This window comes from Azospirillum griseum (genome assembly GCF_003966125.1).
GTDB classification, from domain to species: domain Bacteria; phylum Pseudomonadota; class Alphaproteobacteria; order Azospirillales; family Azospirillaceae; genus Azospirillum; species Azospirillum griseum.
Map to the genome: position 1 here is coordinate 1 of NZ_RXMA01000037.1, position 16,648 is coordinate 16,648.

The 16,648-nt window shown below is 62.9% G+C and carries 12 protein-coding genes; 1 reads left to right on the plus strand and 11 read right to left on the minus strand.

The window, feature by feature from the left end:
• Positions 1-107: 107 nt before the first annotated feature.
• The 6 genes from EJ903_RS23505 to EJ903_RS23530 all read right to left on the minus strand — a co-directional run bounded on the left by EJ903_RS23505 (position 108) and on the right by EJ903_RS23530 (position 7,940).
• A complete protein-coding gene (locus EJ903_RS23505) occupies positions 108-1,403 on the minus strand; it encodes a hypothetical protein (protein WP_126620066.1) in 1,296 nt (431 codons plus the stop codon).
• Entirely contained in the window at positions 1,384-2,538 is a 1,155-nt protein-coding gene (locus EJ903_RS23510) for a nucleotidyltransferase domain-containing protein (RefSeq protein ID WP_126620068.1), read from the minus strand. Before EJ903_RS23510 ends, EJ903_RS23505 begins: the two co-directional genes overlap by 20 nt.
• Before the next feature lie 39 nt (positions 2,539-2,577).
• A complete protein-coding gene (wbaP, locus tag EJ903_RS23515) occupies positions 2,578-4,155 on the minus strand; it encodes an undecaprenyl-phosphate galactose phosphotransferase WbaP (protein ID WP_126620069.1) in 1,578 nt (525 codons plus the stop codon).
• Between the two features lie 240 nt (positions 4,156-4,395).
• Entirely contained in the window at positions 4,396-5,904 is a 1,509-nt protein-coding gene (locus tag EJ903_RS23520; RefSeq protein WP_126620072.1) for a glycosyltransferase, read from the minus strand.
• Complete coding sequence (locus EJ903_RS23525) at positions 5,901-6,971, minus strand: lysylphosphatidylglycerol synthase transmembrane domain-containing protein (protein WP_126620074.1); 1,071 nt, start codon at positions 6,969-6,971, stop codon at positions 5,901-5,903. Before EJ903_RS23525 ends, EJ903_RS23520 begins: the two co-directional genes overlap by 4 nt.
• An 81-nt stretch (positions 6,972-7,052) precedes the next feature.
• Positions 7,053-7,940, minus strand: a complete 888-nt coding sequence (locus EJ903_RS23530; RefSeq protein ID WP_246015890.1) for a M23 family metallopeptidase — start codon at positions 7,938-7,940, stop codon at positions 7,053-7,055.
• Positions 7,941-8,346: 406 nt separating this feature from the next.
• Here EJ903_RS23530 and EJ903_RS23535 point away from each other — a divergent pair, with 406 nt between their 5' ends.
• Positions 8,347-9,297 (plus strand): hypothetical protein, encoded by a 951-nt coding sequence (locus EJ903_RS23535; RefSeq protein WP_126620078.1) that lies wholly within the window; start codon positions 8,347-8,349, stop codon positions 9,295-9,297.
• A gap of 242 nt (positions 9,298-9,539) precedes the next feature.
• Here the strand turns inward: EJ903_RS23535 and EJ903_RS23540 are convergent, their stop codons facing one another.
• The 5 genes from EJ903_RS23540 to pseB all read right to left on the minus strand — a co-directional run bounded on the left by EJ903_RS23540 (position 9,540) and on the right by pseB (position 16,529).
• A complete protein-coding gene (locus tag EJ903_RS23540; RefSeq protein ID WP_126620080.1) occupies positions 9,540-11,981 on the minus strand; it encodes a calcium-binding protein in 2,442 nt (813 codons plus the stop codon).
• Positions 11,982-12,083: 102 nt separating this feature from the next.
• Positions 12,084-12,380: a hypothetical protein gene (locus EJ903_RS23545; RefSeq protein ID WP_126620082.1), complete on the minus strand. Its 297-nt coding sequence runs from the start codon at positions 12,378-12,380 to the stop codon at positions 12,084-12,086.
• A 118-nt stretch (positions 12,381-12,498) separates the two neighbouring features.
• A complete protein-coding gene (locus EJ903_RS23550) occupies positions 12,499-14,067 on the minus strand; it encodes an oligosaccharide flippase family protein (protein WP_246015892.1) in 1,569 nt (522 codons plus the stop codon).
• 177 nt (positions 14,068-14,244) lie between these two features.
• A complete protein-coding gene (gene pseC / locus EJ903_RS23555; RefSeq protein ID WP_126620084.1) occupies positions 14,245-15,471 on the minus strand; it encodes a UDP-4-amino-4,6-dideoxy-N-acetyl-beta-L-altrosamine transaminase in 1,227 nt (408 codons plus the stop codon).
• Complete coding sequence (gene pseB / locus EJ903_RS23560) at positions 15,468-16,529, minus strand: UDP-N-acetylglucosamine 4,6-dehydratase (inverting) (RefSeq protein ID WP_246015898.1); 1,062 nt, start codon at positions 16,527-16,529, stop codon at positions 15,468-15,470. Before pseB ends, pseC begins: the two co-directional genes overlap by 4 nt.
• Positions 16,530-16,648 lie beyond the last annotated feature (119 nt).

A 16,648-nucleotide genomic window follows, 5' to 3' on the forward strand; every position in this document is an offset into this window, starting at 1 on the left:
CGAGTCTACCCGCAGCGACTCCCGCTGAAAATCCCCGACCGCACCACAAGCCAAGCCGATTCATCTATTTTGAATCGGCTCCTAACACTTATCGCGCTCTCCTCTTGCTACACCCGCCGACTCTCATGAATTTTTTCGGTTAGGTCTATGATTGCCAGAACAAACAATGGCGACAGCATGACGACATAGCGATCCACCGCCCGCCCCGCCCCGTTTGCATAGGCAATGCAAAAAAAAGACGCCATTGCGAGTCCCAGACCGACAGAGGCGCAGACTTGATCCAGCCCGAGCAAGCGATGGCGCATCGCCCAAACGACGTACGACGCCCACAACAGCGGCAAATTAAGCTTGAAGAACGCGCTGCGAATCATCAGCGGATCCCAAAGCGTCGGCAGTTGGTCGATAAACCTATTGAACCAGCCGAGCGGAGAAATCTGATGCGTGTCTGTTGGAAGCGTGGGGAAAATCCACCCTCGCAGCGCAACGTACAGGGCGAGGGAAGCAACGCACGCCGCTATGAACGCATGCAGAAACCTTTTCCTGTTTTGCGACAAGACACGACGAAGACAGACGCGTTCGGTCATGGACATGATCAAGAACGCCAACGGCAGCATTTCACGTTGGAAGATACACAGCAGCAATAAGGGAAAAGTCGACCAAGCCCAGAAATCGTCCCGTCTCCGCAGCGCCCAAATCAACGCGGCGAGAAACCATGTCCAGCCTTCCGTCAACGGCGAGACAACATAAAAAAGCGTCCCCCCCGAAAGCAGCAACAACCCAAGCGCGGCAATCCCCCATATGCTGACCGGCAAAATTTTGTTCGAATCTGCGGTTGCAGCCACGGTATAGACAATCATACCCGTCAACCAAACTCCGATCGTGTTGGCGACAAGCAAAGCAAAGAAGACATTCGCCGAGAAGGTTATATTACCCATGATGGAATGATAATTAAACCAAATATCTTTATCGAAAGTAATTCCTATCTCAAGAATAAAGCGAGCAATCAAAGTGGTCATTTGGCGCATGGCGAACGGTGCCCGCACGGCATCAAATTGCAAAGGCTTCAAAACCATTTCGTGGTAGCTGGAAAAATCACTCATCCCGCTCCATGGAATGCTGTATTTGTGCGTAAAAAATAACAGAGGGTAGACGAGCAATCCGCTAATAAATGCTCCCACCAGTGAGATGTGCGGCCAGGTCGAGGAAAGATTCGTTCGCGGTTCGGAACCCAGGGTCGATCCACTCATTTCTGGATGCTTTCCGAGCGTCACTCCTGCTTTCCGATTTGCATCGCTTCCCTCTTGGGCGTGATTGATTCGGGAGACGGACGCGCGAACGCCGCTCAGCCCCGCTTCGTCGCTCGGTTTGAAATGGGGACGCCCGTTATTCTGGTTTTCCGCCACGCCTTTCCCTACCTTTCTGAGCAATCCTGATCGTCTTTTTGGCCAATAGGAATGGCACAGCTCCGAACCGCGGTGTCATTCCGTCGATGTCGTCCTCCCTTGGCCGCAAGCGCTGGGCGACGACGCCGAACTTGGCTCGACAACCGCGTGCGAGGCGCAAATCCCACCACATGGCTCGCCACAAGCCAACCCGCCGCACCGCTTCGGCGTCGTCGAGCGGCGGCAGACCGGTGAGGATTGGCGACAAAACAGGCAAGAGCCGGGTTGAAGCCTCGAATGCGCCGCTTTCGGGCAAATCAGCCGGTGCCCTGAACAACTGGTGCGCCAGCACCGTTGTCAGAAGCAATCGTCGGTCCGCCCCGATCCGGTCCGCTGCCGCCAAAGCGCCGGGCCACACCTCCGGCCAAACCCGAGCCGCGACGGCTATATCGTACAGCCATCCGAGTTTGCGGCATAAATGCTTGGTGGCGTGCAAAGCGAGATAGGCCAGCCCGACCTCAGGGGAAAGCGTCCGCACAACCGTTCCACCGATCATGACGTTCACCGCGCTCTCGAACGGGCGCAGGACGCGCAACGGGCATTGCGCCTCGTGATGGGCGAGCCGGACATGCAGATCGATGATCGGGCCTTTTGCTTGGGGAAAAAAGCTGATTTCGGCACCATCGTCGAGCCAGTCTGGTGCTGACCGGACCGGGTGCCATCCCATGTCCCGCAGCACGGCGGCGGCGGCGGCGCGCGCGTGCGGGTGAACCAGCAGGTCGACGTCGGCAGAGGCACGGTGGAACGGATCGCCGTGCAGCTGTTGCGACAGGACGCAGCCCTTGAAGGCCAAGACCTCCACCCCCGCGCTTTTTAGCGCTTCGGTCGCACGGATGGTCGCGGCCGACCGCTCCATCGCCCGCAACACGGCATTTTTGATGTGGAGGCGCAGCAGGGTGCGCGTTTCTTCCGGTGGCTCCGCCATGGCGGCGATTTGTCGGCCGACCGACAGTTCCAGCCGATGGCGGCGCAAGACGTCGACCAAGGCGATCCAGTCGAGGCCGGGCGGAGCCGTGGCTTCGGTTCCTGGAGCGGAAGCGGCGACGTCGCAGATGAAACGGGCTTCGGGCGACAGCCAAAGGCGGACGTCAGTCATTGCCGCCGATCCAAGGGACGAAAACGATGGCGCGGGCCGTCAATAGGCTCCAAGGCGGCCCCACACCACGGGAATTGTCCGGACCAAAATGGCAACATCGTGCCATAATGTCCAGTTCTTGACGTACCAGACGTCGAGCCGCACCCGCTCATCATAAGAAATCTCGTTGCGTCCGCTGACCTGCCACAACCCTGTCATGCCGGGTCGGGTCTCCAGATAATAAGATGCGTCTCGACCGTAAAGCGCCAGTTCCCCGTCCGTGACCGGACGCGGACCCACCAGACTCATTTCTCCCCGCAGCACGTTGAACAGCTGCAGCAGCTCATCAAGGCTGGAGGCGCGCAGGAAACGGCCAAACGGGGTGACGCGGGGGTCGTGTTTCAGTTTGCAGGTTTCCCGCCATTCTGTTGCGGCGGCGGGATCGGTCGCCAACAAGGTTTGCAACAGTTGTTCGGCGTTGGGAGCCATGGTGCGGAACTTCAGGCAGTCGAATGCCCGTCCGTTGCGACCGATGCGGCGGTGGCGGTACACCACCGGGCCGCCGTCGCGCATGATCAACAGCGAAAAAACCAGAAAGACCGGGATCAGCAGCAGAGTCAGCGTGGAGGCGGCGACCATGTCGAAGGCGAACTTCAGCGCCCGCCCCAGCGGCTGGGCCAAGTTGTTGCGCGCCGCCAGCAGCATCACGTCGCGGCTAAAAAAATAGATCCGGTCGAACCCCAGCACCGGCAGCCCCTGCAACGTCGGGGCGACCGCGAACGGCAGGCGGCTGCGGGTCAGGTCGGCGATCAGATCCTCATGTTCGGCCAGATCGGCGTCGGACAACGCCAGCACCGCCAGTTGTGCCCGTTCGCGGGCGTAGAACGCGTCCCACGAACCGGCCATATCCTCCTCCACCGCCGACAGTGGACGCACGCCGACGATGTTGTAGCCCAGCGAGCGTTCAAGGCGCAGCGCCTCTGCGGCGCTTTCCGCCGTCCGCCCGCTGCCCACCACCACCACTGGCAGCTGCCACAGGCCGTAAGCATCCAGAAGCACCGCCGCCACACGCCGCAGCGTCGGCGTCAGCGGTACAGTCAACAGCCACGCCTGTCCCAGCCACAGGCGGGAGAAGTCGGATTTGAATGCGAACATCAAAAAGCCGTCGGTCAGCAAGCCCAGCAGGCAACCGACGACGACGTCCTGCATTGCACTCCACAACGGCAGTCGGCGGCGATAGTGGCCTCTGCTCTGGAACCACAACAGCATGCACAGGCCGAGGCAGCCGAACTGCGCCAGCCGCAACCCGACCCCATCTCCCAGCAAATCACGGTACGGGCGTTCGAACACCCATTCATTGATGGCGAGCGACAAAACCGCCGCCAGCAGAAACGCCACCGCTAACGCCAGAACGTCGGCGAAAACCAGCGCCGACTGTCGGACACCGTTCAGGCGGGACAGGCGGGCGGGGTACGTCGCCGCTTCGATTGCTTGAACCTGATGCATGCGCGAGGTGGTCCAATGTTGCGCTCGGGTTGAAAATTGTGACGGCTGGCGGAGCCTCTGCTCTACAACGTTGAATTCTGCGATTGATCGACACCGTTTCCGACATTGTATGTTCCATACGACGTTCGGCAATCGTTTCGTCGCACAATGATCGGGCTTTGCCGAGCACCGTCGGCACAAGGGGCTGAACAACCGGGCGGGGAACCTTCATCAGGCCAACCGGTGGCGCGAGTGGCCGCGCAATCTCTACATTGCTCCAGGCCCCTGCGCTTTCGCTCGGTCGGTCGTCGACACGTTGACGGTGCCCTTGCGCGGGCGCTTGCGGCTTCGCAAGGGTGAGGCCAACCATCCGGTCGGCCCCACCCGCTGTTCTCAGAACGCCTTCAGCTTTTTCCAGGCGAAGACAACCATGCGGGCCAGAAGCCAGCCATGGGTGAAACGGGAGATCTGGGTTTCGCCATAGCTGCGGTCGGCGTAGCGCACCGGCACCTCGACGATCTTCAGGTTCTGCTTGGCCGCGCCGAAAATCAGGTCGAAGTCGCCGAAGGGATCGAAATCGCCGAAATAATGGCGGTTGGCGACGATCGTCTCATAATCCTTGCGCCACAACACCTTGGTGCCGCACAGCGTGTCGGTGAAGCGCTGGTTGAGCAGGAAGGAGAAGATGCGGGCAAAGGCCCGGTTGGCCAGGAAATTCAGGAAGCGCATCGCCTCGGGGGCCATCGGGTAGACCAGACGGGTGCCGTTCACGAACTCGCCCCGGCCGGACACCATCGCCTGATAGAATTTCCCCATGGTTTCCGGCGGCACGGTCAAATCCGCGTCCAGGATGATGAGGATGTCGCCCCGCGCCACCGCGAACCCGGCGCGCACCGCGTCGCCCTTGCCCTTGCCGGGCTGCTTCATCACCTTGATGTCCCAATCGGGATGGGCGTCGCGGACCCGCAGGCACTCCTCATAGGTGTTGTCCTGGCTGTTGCCCTCGACATAGATCACCTCGATGTCGGGGGCGAAGCGCGGCAGGCGGCGGATGGCGTTTTCGATGTTGCCGCGCTCGTTGCGGCAGGGGATCAGGATGGTGACGGACGGCGGCTTCCCGTCCACCGTCACCGGGGTGCCCGACGGCAGCGGCCGGGCCACCACATAATTGCGCACGCACAGCCGCCGAACGCCGGGCAGCGGTGCCACGTAACGGTTGACCAGCGTGCCCAACCCGAACAGGCGCTTGGGCAGCAATTGACGCCAGTCGCGGCGCACCGGCTCCCACCCCGCCAGATCCAACAGATTCACGATGTCGCTGGTGGACAGCCAGTTCTGTTGGCCCTGGGGCATGCGCATGCCCAGCTTTTCCGCCACCCACAGGAGAGGCTCCCACAAACGGGAGTGATAGCTGACGATGATCCGGGTTTTCGGGGTGGCGACGCGGCGCAACAGCCGCAGCGTCTCCTCGATGTCGTCCAGGAAGCCGACGGTTCCGGACAGCAAGATGTGGCTGAACGGACCGTGCAGACCGTTGAGGCTGGCCGGATCCTCGGCGTTGGCGGTGTGGAACTCCAATCCGGGATGGCGGGCCTTGGCGGCCGCGATGGTTTGCGGGCTGAGGTCAAGGCCAACCCCCCGCGCCGGTTTCAGCGCCGCCAGCGTGTCGCCAAGGCCACAGCCGATCTCCAGCACCGACGCGCCTTCCGGGATCAGGAAGCGCAGATAGGTGCGGTCGGCGTCATGAAAGGCCCGGTTGCGCTCCATCCACGTCTCAAGCGTGGCCGCAAGGTCGTCGAAACGGGCGCGCAGCCGCTCCTGACGGGAAGACAAGGGAGTCGGAACCGCAGCGTCACCAAGACCGGCGGCGTGGTCGGGAAGGGGGGAAAAAAGGTCAGTCATCGCGGCGGGTCCGTCGGAAAAGCGTCGGGCTTGGTCGGGGTGGCGGTCGTTTCACCGCGCAGCAAAAGCCAGAACAGGCCGCCGGGCAGCGACAGGATGGCGATCGACAGCCCGATCAGCAGGGAAACCAGAAGAGCGGCGCTGGGGTCGAAGCCGAGCAGCGCGAAGCCGGCGACCATGGCCCCTTCGCGCACCCCCCACCCACCCAGCGAGACGGGCAGGGCGGCGGCGACGATGGCGGCGGGGACGATGGCCAGACCGTCCAGCCACCCCAGGGGCAGGCCGATCGAACGGGCGAACAGGATGGTGGCCGCGATGGTGGACAGGTGAACGCCAACGCTGTGACCCAGCCCGATCCAGCCGTCGCGGCTGGTGGCAACGCTGCGCAGATGCGCCGTGACCGTGCTCACAGCCCCCCAAAGGCGGCGCACCATGGCGTGCTTGCGCCAGGACGCGGGCAGGGGCAGCCGATCAACCGGGATTCGACCGACCAGCATCGAGACCGCCAGCAGCATGACCAGAACCACCGCACCGCCAAGCACGGTGGTGGCGACGGCGGGCGGGGCCACCGCGATCAGATGCGGCAAGCCGACCAGACCGATGGCGACCACACCGAGCAGCGCCAGCGTGCGGTCCGTCAGAAGCGCCAGCATCACCGGTCCCGGCGGATGGCCCAGCCTCCAGGTGAACCAGCCGCGCAGCAGGTCGGCCCCGACGGAGCCGGGCAGGATCTGCCCCAGAAACCCACTGGCCATCTGCAAGCGAAAGGCGGTCCAGCGTGTCAAGCGAAAGCCGGCGGCAAGACCCACCGATCGCCAGCGGAAGGCCGCCAATGGAAGGGTCAACGCCTTCACGACAAAGCCAGCGGCAAACAGCCAGGGGTCGGCGTTCGACAGGCGCGCCACGATGCCGCCCCAATCGGCCCCGGCGGCCAAAAGCCCCAGCACCACAAGCGTGACCGACAGCTTGACCAGCAAGGCCCGGCGCGCGCCGCTTCCCCCGCCCGAACCGGGGCCGGGCGGGCCGGAACGGGCAAAAGAAGGATCGAGAAGGTCCTGAGACATCATCCACGCATGGAAACCGGGCGTTCAAGGCCGCCAAAGCCGCCGTTGTAGCGGCTTGCGCCCCGATTGTCACTTCCCGACCGATCAGCGCAACTCCACCCGCCGTTCCTCCTGGAGCACCGTTTCGCCTTCATGACGCAGCGTGACCATCACCCGATACACCCCAGTGGGCCAGGGGTCGGCGTTCGGTGGCCGAATGTCGGCGTTGATGAAGAGAACCGCCAAGGGCCGGGGCACGGTGCCTGTGAGGCGATGCAACCGCTGACCATTGGGGCCAATGGCCTCCACCGTCACCGCGTCCCCCCGCCGTCCTCCCATCAGCTCCACCCACACCCCCAACGGGCCGGGACCGGCTGGCAAGGGTTGGCCATAACCGCCGTCCCGGGCGGTGTCCGCCTTGGGCGTTTCCCGTGCCAGCCCAGCGCCCAGAAGCGCGCTTGGTCGATAGACAAGCGTCCGGCGCGCTTGATCGCTCCACAATGCGCCGATCGGAATCCCACCATCGCTGTTGCAAGCGGGCAGGGCAGGGGCGGGCAGGGCGGGGGAGTCCTGGGCCGTGGTCCCGATCACACGCCCGGTGTAGGGATCAATGCCCTGGCCCGCGCGGCGGACACCAAAATCAACATGGGGAAATTCGGTGTTGCCCGACAGGCCGATGCGGCCAAGCGGGCGCCCGGCCTCCACCCGGTCGCCAGGCCGAACGGTCACGCTTCCCTGCAACAGGTGGCTGTATTGGGTTTCCCAACCGTTGCCGTGATCGATCACCACGGCGTTGCCCGCCTCCTTGCCTTCGGGCGCGCGACCGCTCTGCCGGATGCTGACGTCGGCCACTCCATCGCGCGTGCGGGTCACGGTTCCGGCGGCGGCGGCGACCACCGTCACACCGCGCCGCATGGCAGCGAGATCCGTCAATCGGAAATCAACGCCCTTGTGTCCATCATAGGTCAGGCGGCCACAGGCAAAATCCTGCATTCCCGACCCTGGATCGACATCAACGTAATTTTGGACAAAGCAATCGGCACCGATGTGGCACCGCACGGGGACGTTGAGAGCCGGCGGGGGCCCCCGGTCCTGGGCGTGGGCCTGGACCACGGATAGAAGCATCAGCCCTGTCAAGCCAAGCACGAGCCGCGTTTCCCACCACCCGAACACCACTCCCAGCACGTCAGCCTCCTCACGCTTGCAAGACAACGTCGCCGCCACCTCTTATCTCTGCTTTTGACAGGGCGTTCGACAGGATTGTGCCTGAAAACGGCGAAGCCCCGGCCATGGCTTTTCCTGGACCGGGCAACGCTGTTGGGAGTAGGCATGCGGTAAGACGTGCTTGGCTTGCGCGCCAAGGTCACGGCTCCACCGCTCTTCGTCCGATGGATCCTCCGTGCCGTTGTTCGCCCAGATTCTGCGCCTGCTGCTCGTGCTGCTTGCTCCGCTGTGGCTGTCGATGATGACGGAGGCGTTCGATCTGCGTGTCGCGCTGTTGCCGCACTTGCGGCGCGTTGAAACGCCGTTGACTCCGGTGGTGCTGGCTCCTCCCGACTGGCAGGAACACAGCTATCTGCGGGCAAACCCCGATGTGGCGGACGCGGTCCGCAAAGGGGGGCTGGCGAGCGGTTATCTCCATTATCTGGAGCATGGCCGGGCGGAAGGGCGGCATGGTGGCTTTCCCGTTCAGGAGATGGTCCCAGCACCAGCGGCGGCCGCTTCACCAACGCCTGTTGCCGCAGAATCCCCAACCATCACAAGCACGCCACCTTTACCGGTTTTTTCGGAAAACCCACCGCCTTCCAGCCTGGCACCTGCCAGCCCAACGGTTGCGGATCCGGTGGTGACGGTGGCTTCTCCCCCACCGCTTCCGCTTTCCAAACCGGCCCCGCCTGAAGCCGCCGTTGCGGTCATGCAAACGGGAAAAGGGCCGGTCGACGTTGCGCTTCCCGGCGTGAAGCCCACTCTCCCCCCGCCGACGGCAGGGGACCAACGGCGTGTGTCCGGCATCCGCATCGCGAACAGGGGGGATGGAATCCGCATCGTGCTGGATCTGGATCAAGACGCCCGCTCTGGCAAACCGGTGTCCCTGCCGGATGGGTGGCTGGCGGTTCCACTGCCCGAAACGCGGTGGCCGATATCACCGGCGGGGCGGCTTGCACCAACGGCGCTGAGCTACCGCACCGAACGGGATGGCAATGGCACACGCCTGTTTCTGGGGTTTGAGCCGAACGCCGGCGGGACGAACGGGCGTTTGCGGTTGATCGCGCTGTCGAAGCTTCCCCCGGAGCAGGGGCGGGGTCATCGTTTGGTGATCGACGTTGCGCCATCGGCTAAGGGTGGATGAGTCCCATCGGTGCTTGAGACTGTTGGCGCGGCGCTTGGGCACGATGCGCGCGATCAATATCATGAAAACATGATCATTTTTCATGATATTTTGGCTTGGCCAATGACGGTGATCCATACGGTCTCATGACCACCCCTGAATTCTTAACATCTTGTTTTAAAACAAGAGTTTCACTTCAGGATAGAACCCACCCGCTCGCCATAAGGAAAATCCATAATTTTCCTTATGGAAAATAAGACCGCTCACAGGACAAAGTCAAAGATCGAGAAGCTGTAATTCGCAATGTTCACCTGAATCCGGAAATCGGACACACCATCACCAGTGACCTCACCGTCAATCTGCGTCACGGTGCCAACGGTCTGGTAACGCAACTGGCCTGCGGCGCTGAACGCGGCGGTGCCGATGAAGGTGAAGGCATCGTTCACGCCGCTGGTGGACGCGATCGCATCGATGTCCGACACATCAATCCGGTCGCCTTCCGCACCAACCGTGGCGTAGGAGGCCAGTCCCTGCAGGGCCTTTTCCGCCACCGTGCTGCCGTTGAAATTGATGATGATGTCCGGCACCGTCAGGGTGGATTCGTTGAGATTCCGAACCGAAAAATAATCAACCCCGGTGCCGCCATCCATCAGATCGGCACCATAACCGCCGACCAGCGTGTCGTTGCCCGCGCCGCCCAAAAGGACGTCTTCATAAACCGTCACCGTGTCGGTCGAATCCACGGTGATCTCATGGGTCCGATCCGAATAGATGTCGCCGAACAGAAGATCGTCGCCGTTTCCGCCGCGCAGCGAATCGCCGCCCAACCCACCATAGAGCGTGTCGGTGCCGGATCCTCCATCCAACCAGTCATTGCCATTGCCTGAGTCCAGCCAGTCGTCGCCATCCTCCCCCATCAACGTGTCGTTGCCGGTGATGTTGATGATGTCGCCCCGCAGGGTGTCGTTCCCGGCCCCGCCAAACAACGCGTCGGCCCCGGCTCCCCCCTCCAGACTGTCGTTCCCGTCTCCGCCCAGAAGCGCATCGTTTCCTGTGTTGCCGAACAACGCGTCATTGCCCGCGAGGCCGGTGATGGTGTCGTTGCCAGAGCCGCCGCCCAGAGTGTCGGCTCCTACGGTTCCGATCAGGTAATCGTTCCCGGTTGTTGCCGCTGCGGATGCGGTCAACCCGGTCAAGGATGTCTGGCTGACGGAAACCAGCGACGCGATCGGGTAAAGGCCATCGGTGGCCTGGAGCAATTCAACGTTGGTCAAGGTATCGCTGCCATCAGCCCCGGCGACCACCAAATTGCCATTCGCATCAAAGGACAGCGAGTAGGCGGCAAGGGCACCGGTCAGCACGAACGAGTCAATGCCGGCTTTGCCATCCAATGCGTCATCCCCGCTGGTGCCGCTCACCGTGTCGTTGCCGGTGGTCCCGGTAAGCGCGGTTGTGGCCGCTTGGGGCAGAAGCGCATCCGACACGGACGCGGCGGCCAACCGACGGCCTTCGCGAAAACCCGATATGATGTAGTGTCGTTTGGCTCCGTCCAGGCTGCCACCGACGGCGGCGGCCACATCGGGGTTGGCGGCCAGATAGGCGGCGGCATCAAAGACGGTGGAACGCCCTTCCAACCGCCCGTTCAGAATGTAATGGCGCGTTGCGGCGACCGTATCAGCCCCGAAGGCGGCAATCAAATCCCGGTTGGCGGCCAGATAACCAAGCCCATCAAAGCTTGTGGTGCGCCTTTCCGCCAACCCATAACGACCATAATGAGAGAGCGCGGCCAACGGGTCAGGGCCCAAAGCGGCGGCGACATCCGGGTTGGCGGCCAGATAACCATAGGGGTCAAACCCGGTGCCACGCCCTTCGCGGGCACCGTAGGTGATGTAATGAGCCCGCGCCCGAACAAGATCGGTTCCAAAGGCGGTGAGAAGATCTGGATTGGCTCCCAGATACCCCAGAACGTCAAAGCCGGACGTCACCCGGCCCTCATTGCGACCGGCCCAGGCGTAATGCCGGGCGGCCGCCACCACATCGTTGCCAAAGGCAACGGCCAGATCCCGGTTGGCGGCCAGATAGGCGCGCGCATCAAAGGCAGCGGCGGTCAGGGTCGTGGTGACACCGTCGATCGTAACCCGCTCGACATCCGTCAGAACATCGGTGGCCACGCCCGACACCACCGCGTAGCGCCGTGCGCTGTCATCCAGCGCCACCACCACCGGCGTTTCCGCAAGCGAAGACCCGTTCTGCCACACGTAACGACGGGGGTCGGCGGTGTAGACCGCGCGGTCGGTTCCTGTACCCCCATCAAAGCTTCGCCCACCGGGGACCCCCAGATAAACGCTGTCGTCTCCGCTTGATCCGACAAAAGCGTCAATCTGCTGGAACAGGCGGGCACCCAGACGGTCGAGCGTGCCGCTGGTCAGGGACACGCTTGCCCCTTCGATCCGATACCGCAGAGTCCCGGCCGCATCCTGATCGGTCAACACCGTCACCAGAACGCTTGTGCCAGAGTTGGTGTAACTGAGGATTGTGCGGTGCGCCCGTCCGGACACCTGCCGGATGATCGTTGCGCTGGTTGCGCCCACCAGCAGCGCGGTGGCCTCAGGGATCAAGGCGAAAGCATCGGCAACGAACCCGGCGCTCAGCCGGGATTCATCAAAATCCAGCGCAAACCCCTGCCCTGCCACCAACCGCGCCATGCGCCCTCTCCGTCAACGGTTCAACGGACAGCGTCACGGTTGGACCGGAACGTCCATCCCGGCGGTCTCCTGAACGGAGACCGCCATTGGACGGGTCAGGGATCAGATGACCTGGAGATAGGCCGGATCCAGCGCACCATGACGGAAGGGGATCCAATCCTTGTGATCGGCACGGTATTGCAGACCATAAGGATTCTTGAAAAAGATCTTCTGCAGCGGTTGACCACCCTCGGCCTGGGTGCGCTCATGATCGACCAACGGCGACGGGGCGAACAGCTTTTCCCACAGTTCGGCGTTGTCGACGTCACGACCGGCGTTCTTCACATAATCACGGGCCGTGTCGCTGAGCTGCCACGCCTCTTCGACCATCGCGTAATAGTCCACAGTACCCTCGGCCATGGCTTTCAAACTCCAACCTGCGTTGCACAGAACTTCCGCTGACATAGCGCATTTTCGGGACCAAAGGAACCACCCGCGCGCGCAAACATTTCATCGGACTGACGCGTGTCTGCGCGGTTCACAGACGGTCAGCGATGGTGCGGTCGATCACGGATGGGGCGGAGCCGCCGCGCAAACGCTTTCCCGACCGGCGATCCCCATGGGCAGACGGTTGTTGTGGGGAAAACGCCAGCGACAACCGGTCCCATGGCCGCAAGCGGCGCAGACGGACAACCACCGCTCCCCCAACCACGAGGAAACCGATCACGCTGACCGCAAGGCCTTGGGTGCCGCCAATCAGCAGTCCGGCCAGACCTGCGGCCCCCGCCAGCAGAGTGCGCACCCCCACGGTGATCGCGGCTGACCGGGTTCCTGGGACCAATCGCGGCAGCAGCACCAGCAACAAGCCACTGTCGATCGCGGCGCGCAGACTCCAGGCCGCAGCGGCACCGATCGGGCCAAACCGTTCGGCCAGCAGCCACAGGACCACCAGATAAATCGGGAATTGCGCCATCTGCAACCTTGCGGTCACATCAACGCGGCCAATGCTGTGGATCAAGGTGTGGGGAACGTAAGCGACGGCGTTGAACAGGGCGCCGAGCATCAGAACCGACAGCACAAGCGTGCTGTTGGCGGCAAAGCTTGGCCCCAACCAAAGGCTCAACGCCGTTTCACCTCCAACGAACACACCGGTTTGAATCAGCAGGAAGACCCCGAGCGTCAGATGACCGCCCGCGTCCAGAATACGCCCCAGGGCGGACGGGTCGCGGCGAAACAGCCCGGACGCCAGAGGAAACAGAGCCAGCGACAAGGCACCGGAGATCACGATCAACCGGATCAAAAGCTCAAAGGGCGTGGTGTAGAAGGCCACAGCTGCCGCCGGAACAAGACTGAACAGGATGAAGCGGTCCGCATACAGCATCACCGAGCCGACCAGATTGTTCAGCATCATCCAGGCGCTCATCGTGAACAGCCCGCGCAAGGATGGCCGCCCCCAACGGTGCGGACGCAGCAGATCCGGCATCTGCTGCACCGCGAGAACCCCATAGGCGATCAGCCCGACGAGACGCCCAAGCGCAATCGCGCCAACGACAGGGACAAGGCTCTGGCTGAAGGGCAGGATGCACAAGGGTCCCAGATAATTCAGCATCCCAACGGCCATGCGGACCAGGCTGATCGGACGGAAGCGCTGGTGCGCCTCCGAAATGCCACGCAACCCCACCGACATCAGCGCGATCGGCACAATCGCGGCCGCCAGCAGCAGGGAGACCCGGACCTCCTCCACCGTTGAGCCCCCGCTTTCCACATGGAAAAGGGTTGTCAGAAAACCGGATGACAACGCCATCGCGCCACCGGTCAGAAGCCCGATGCCGCTCATCATCGCGATGGCGGGGCCGGCAATGCCGACGACACCGCTGTCCTCCCGCTCCGAACCCGGGCGGTGGTGGCCGAGACGCTCAGCGACAACCTGCACCAGCGAACGGCCAAGCCCAAGATCCAGAAGGCTGAGATATCCCAAAAGCGTCCAGATCAGGGTCAACGCCCCGAAACGCTCAATGCCGACCGCTGACATCAGCAGTGGAATCGATATCAAGGCCGCCAGCATCGGCAGCCCTTCACCAAGCAGATTCCAGAGCGTGTTGCGCAACAAAATCAACAATCCGTAGGCGGAGGACGAAACGAACAAACGGTACGACCATAACGCCACGCCGACATCCGACCGGGGCGCAAGGCTGGTCCACCAGCTTTATTGTTATCGGGTCATCCTCTCCAAAAGGCTAACGGAAAAGCGGGAGCATACCCGCCGGCCACCCTTGAGCGATGGTCAGGACAGTGCGGCAACCAAAGCGGTGACGACCCGTTCCACATCGTCATCCGCCATCGCGGAAAACAGCGGCAACGACAAGGTGCGCCTGTAATGGGTCATGGCACCGGGCAGATCGCGATCGCCATAGCGCGCGCGCCAATAGGGTTGCCGATGCACAGGAATGTAATGCACCTGGGACCCAACGCCCGCGCTGCGCAGCCCAGTCATCACCTGGGCACGGTCGCGACGGGTCATCGAAAAATCAATGCGGACCGCGCACAGGTGCCAGGCCGGGCGGCACCAGGGAACCAGGGCCAGGGGCAAAACCTGCGGGGCAAGCGGGGCAAGCCGTTCCGCGTAGCGCGTCATCAGGGCTTGACGGCGCTCGACCAACCGATCCAACCGTCCAAGCTGGCTCAACGCCAAGGCGGCGTGCAGATCGGACAGCCGATGATTGAACCCCGGCTCGTCCATTTCATAGTACCAGGGGTTGGGCGCGCCGTCCGCATCCAGAGCGGCGACAGGATCGGCAAACCCCTGACCGGCCTCTGGCACCCGCATCATGCCGTGATTGGCCAACCGTCGGACCCGAGCCATCAAGGCCGGATCGTTGCCCGTGACCGCCCCGCCTTCACCGGCGGCGATGGTCTTGACCGGATGAAAGGAAAAGACGGTCAGCGCGCTGTGGCGGCAGGCCCCGACAGGCACGGTCTTTCCGGTTTCGTCCACATCCAGCGTTCCAACGGCGTGGCACGCGTCCTCGACAACCACGATTTCCTCGGCAGCGGCAAGCGCGCCAAGATCCGCCATCGGTGCGCTTTGCCCGGCGTAATGGACCGGGCAGAGCGCCCGCACCCGCCACCCGGCGCGGCGCGCCCGCGCAATGGCGGCTTCGGCTTCGGCGACCCGCATCAAGCCGGTGTCGGGATCGACGTCGGCAAAGGCCACCTCGGCCCCGGCGTGCCGTGCCGCCGACGCCGTGGCCAGAAACGTGTTGCTGGGGACCACCACGGCATCTCCGGGGCCAAGCCCCAAAGCGGCATAGGCCAAACGCAAGGCGGCGGTTCCATTGGCACAGGCGACCGCCTCCAACGCTCCGACGCGCGTGGCAAGCGCCGTCTCGAACGCGGTCACGGTCGGCCCCTGGGTCAGCCAGTCGCCGCGCAGAACCGCTGTCACCGCCGCGATGTCCTCGTCCTCAACAGACTGCCGACCATAGGGCAGAAAGGGGGACAGCGCGCTCACGGTGCCTCCGACAACAGAACGCGCAACCGTTCGCCAGTCAACCAATCGTCGTTGCCATCGCTGGCGTAGCGGAATCCGTCGGCGACCGGACGGGCGTTCAACCCTTCATAGGGATCATGACGCCAGAAGGCAAAGGCCGGTTCGATCACGTAACGATCAGGCAATTCGTAAGTCTGGCGGGAATCATCCTCGGTGATCATCACCTCGTGGAGTTTTTCGCCAGGCCGGATGCCGACGATGCGGTGAGGCAGGTGAGGGGCCATGGCCAGAGCCAAATCGGCGATGCGCATGCTGGGGATTTTTGGAACGAAAATCTCCCCACCCTGCATCATCGCAAAACAGGACAGCACGAAATCGACGCCATGCTGCAACGTGATCCAGAAACGGGTCATGCGATCATCCGTGATCGGCAGATGGTCGGCTCCGCTGGCGATCATCTTGCGGAACAACGGCACGACGCTGCCACGCGACCCGACCACGTTTCCATAACGCACGACAGCGAAACGGGTGTCCTGAGAACCGGACAGGTTGTTTGCGGCGATGAAGATTTTGTCCGACGCCAGCTTGCTGGCTCCATAGAGGTTGATCGGGTTGGCCGCCTTGTCCGTGGAAAGCGCGACCACACGCCGCACCCCAGCCGACAGCGCCGCCCCCACCACATTCTCGGCACCGTAAACATTCGTGTTGATGCATTCCATAGGGTTGTATTCAGCCGCCGGCACATGCTTCAGAGCCGCCGCGTGAACGCAGAAATCAACACCGCGCATCGCCAGATCCAGACGCGCCCGATCGCGGACATCACCGATGAAAAAGCGCAGGGTCGATGCCCACTCCGCCGGCATCTGTTGCTGCATCTCATACTGTTTGAATTCATCACGGGAGAAAATGATCACCCGGCGTGGTTTGGCGTGCCGCATCACGGTGTCCACAAACCGCCGCCCGAAGGAACCGGTTCCCCCCGTCACCAGAATGGAACGCCCATCCAACAGGCGCAGACCCGCCCACAGATCGTTCTGACCGTCACCCTTCGGATGTTGCGCCTGGGGGTTGCTGGGCATTGTCGTCACGGTCGATTCCATCCCCAGTTTCATCCATCATAAGGGCACCAGCGCGGGTGCTGGTCCGACAGCATTGACACTCAAACGATGCCGACCATAGCCAAATCTTTCTGATGATC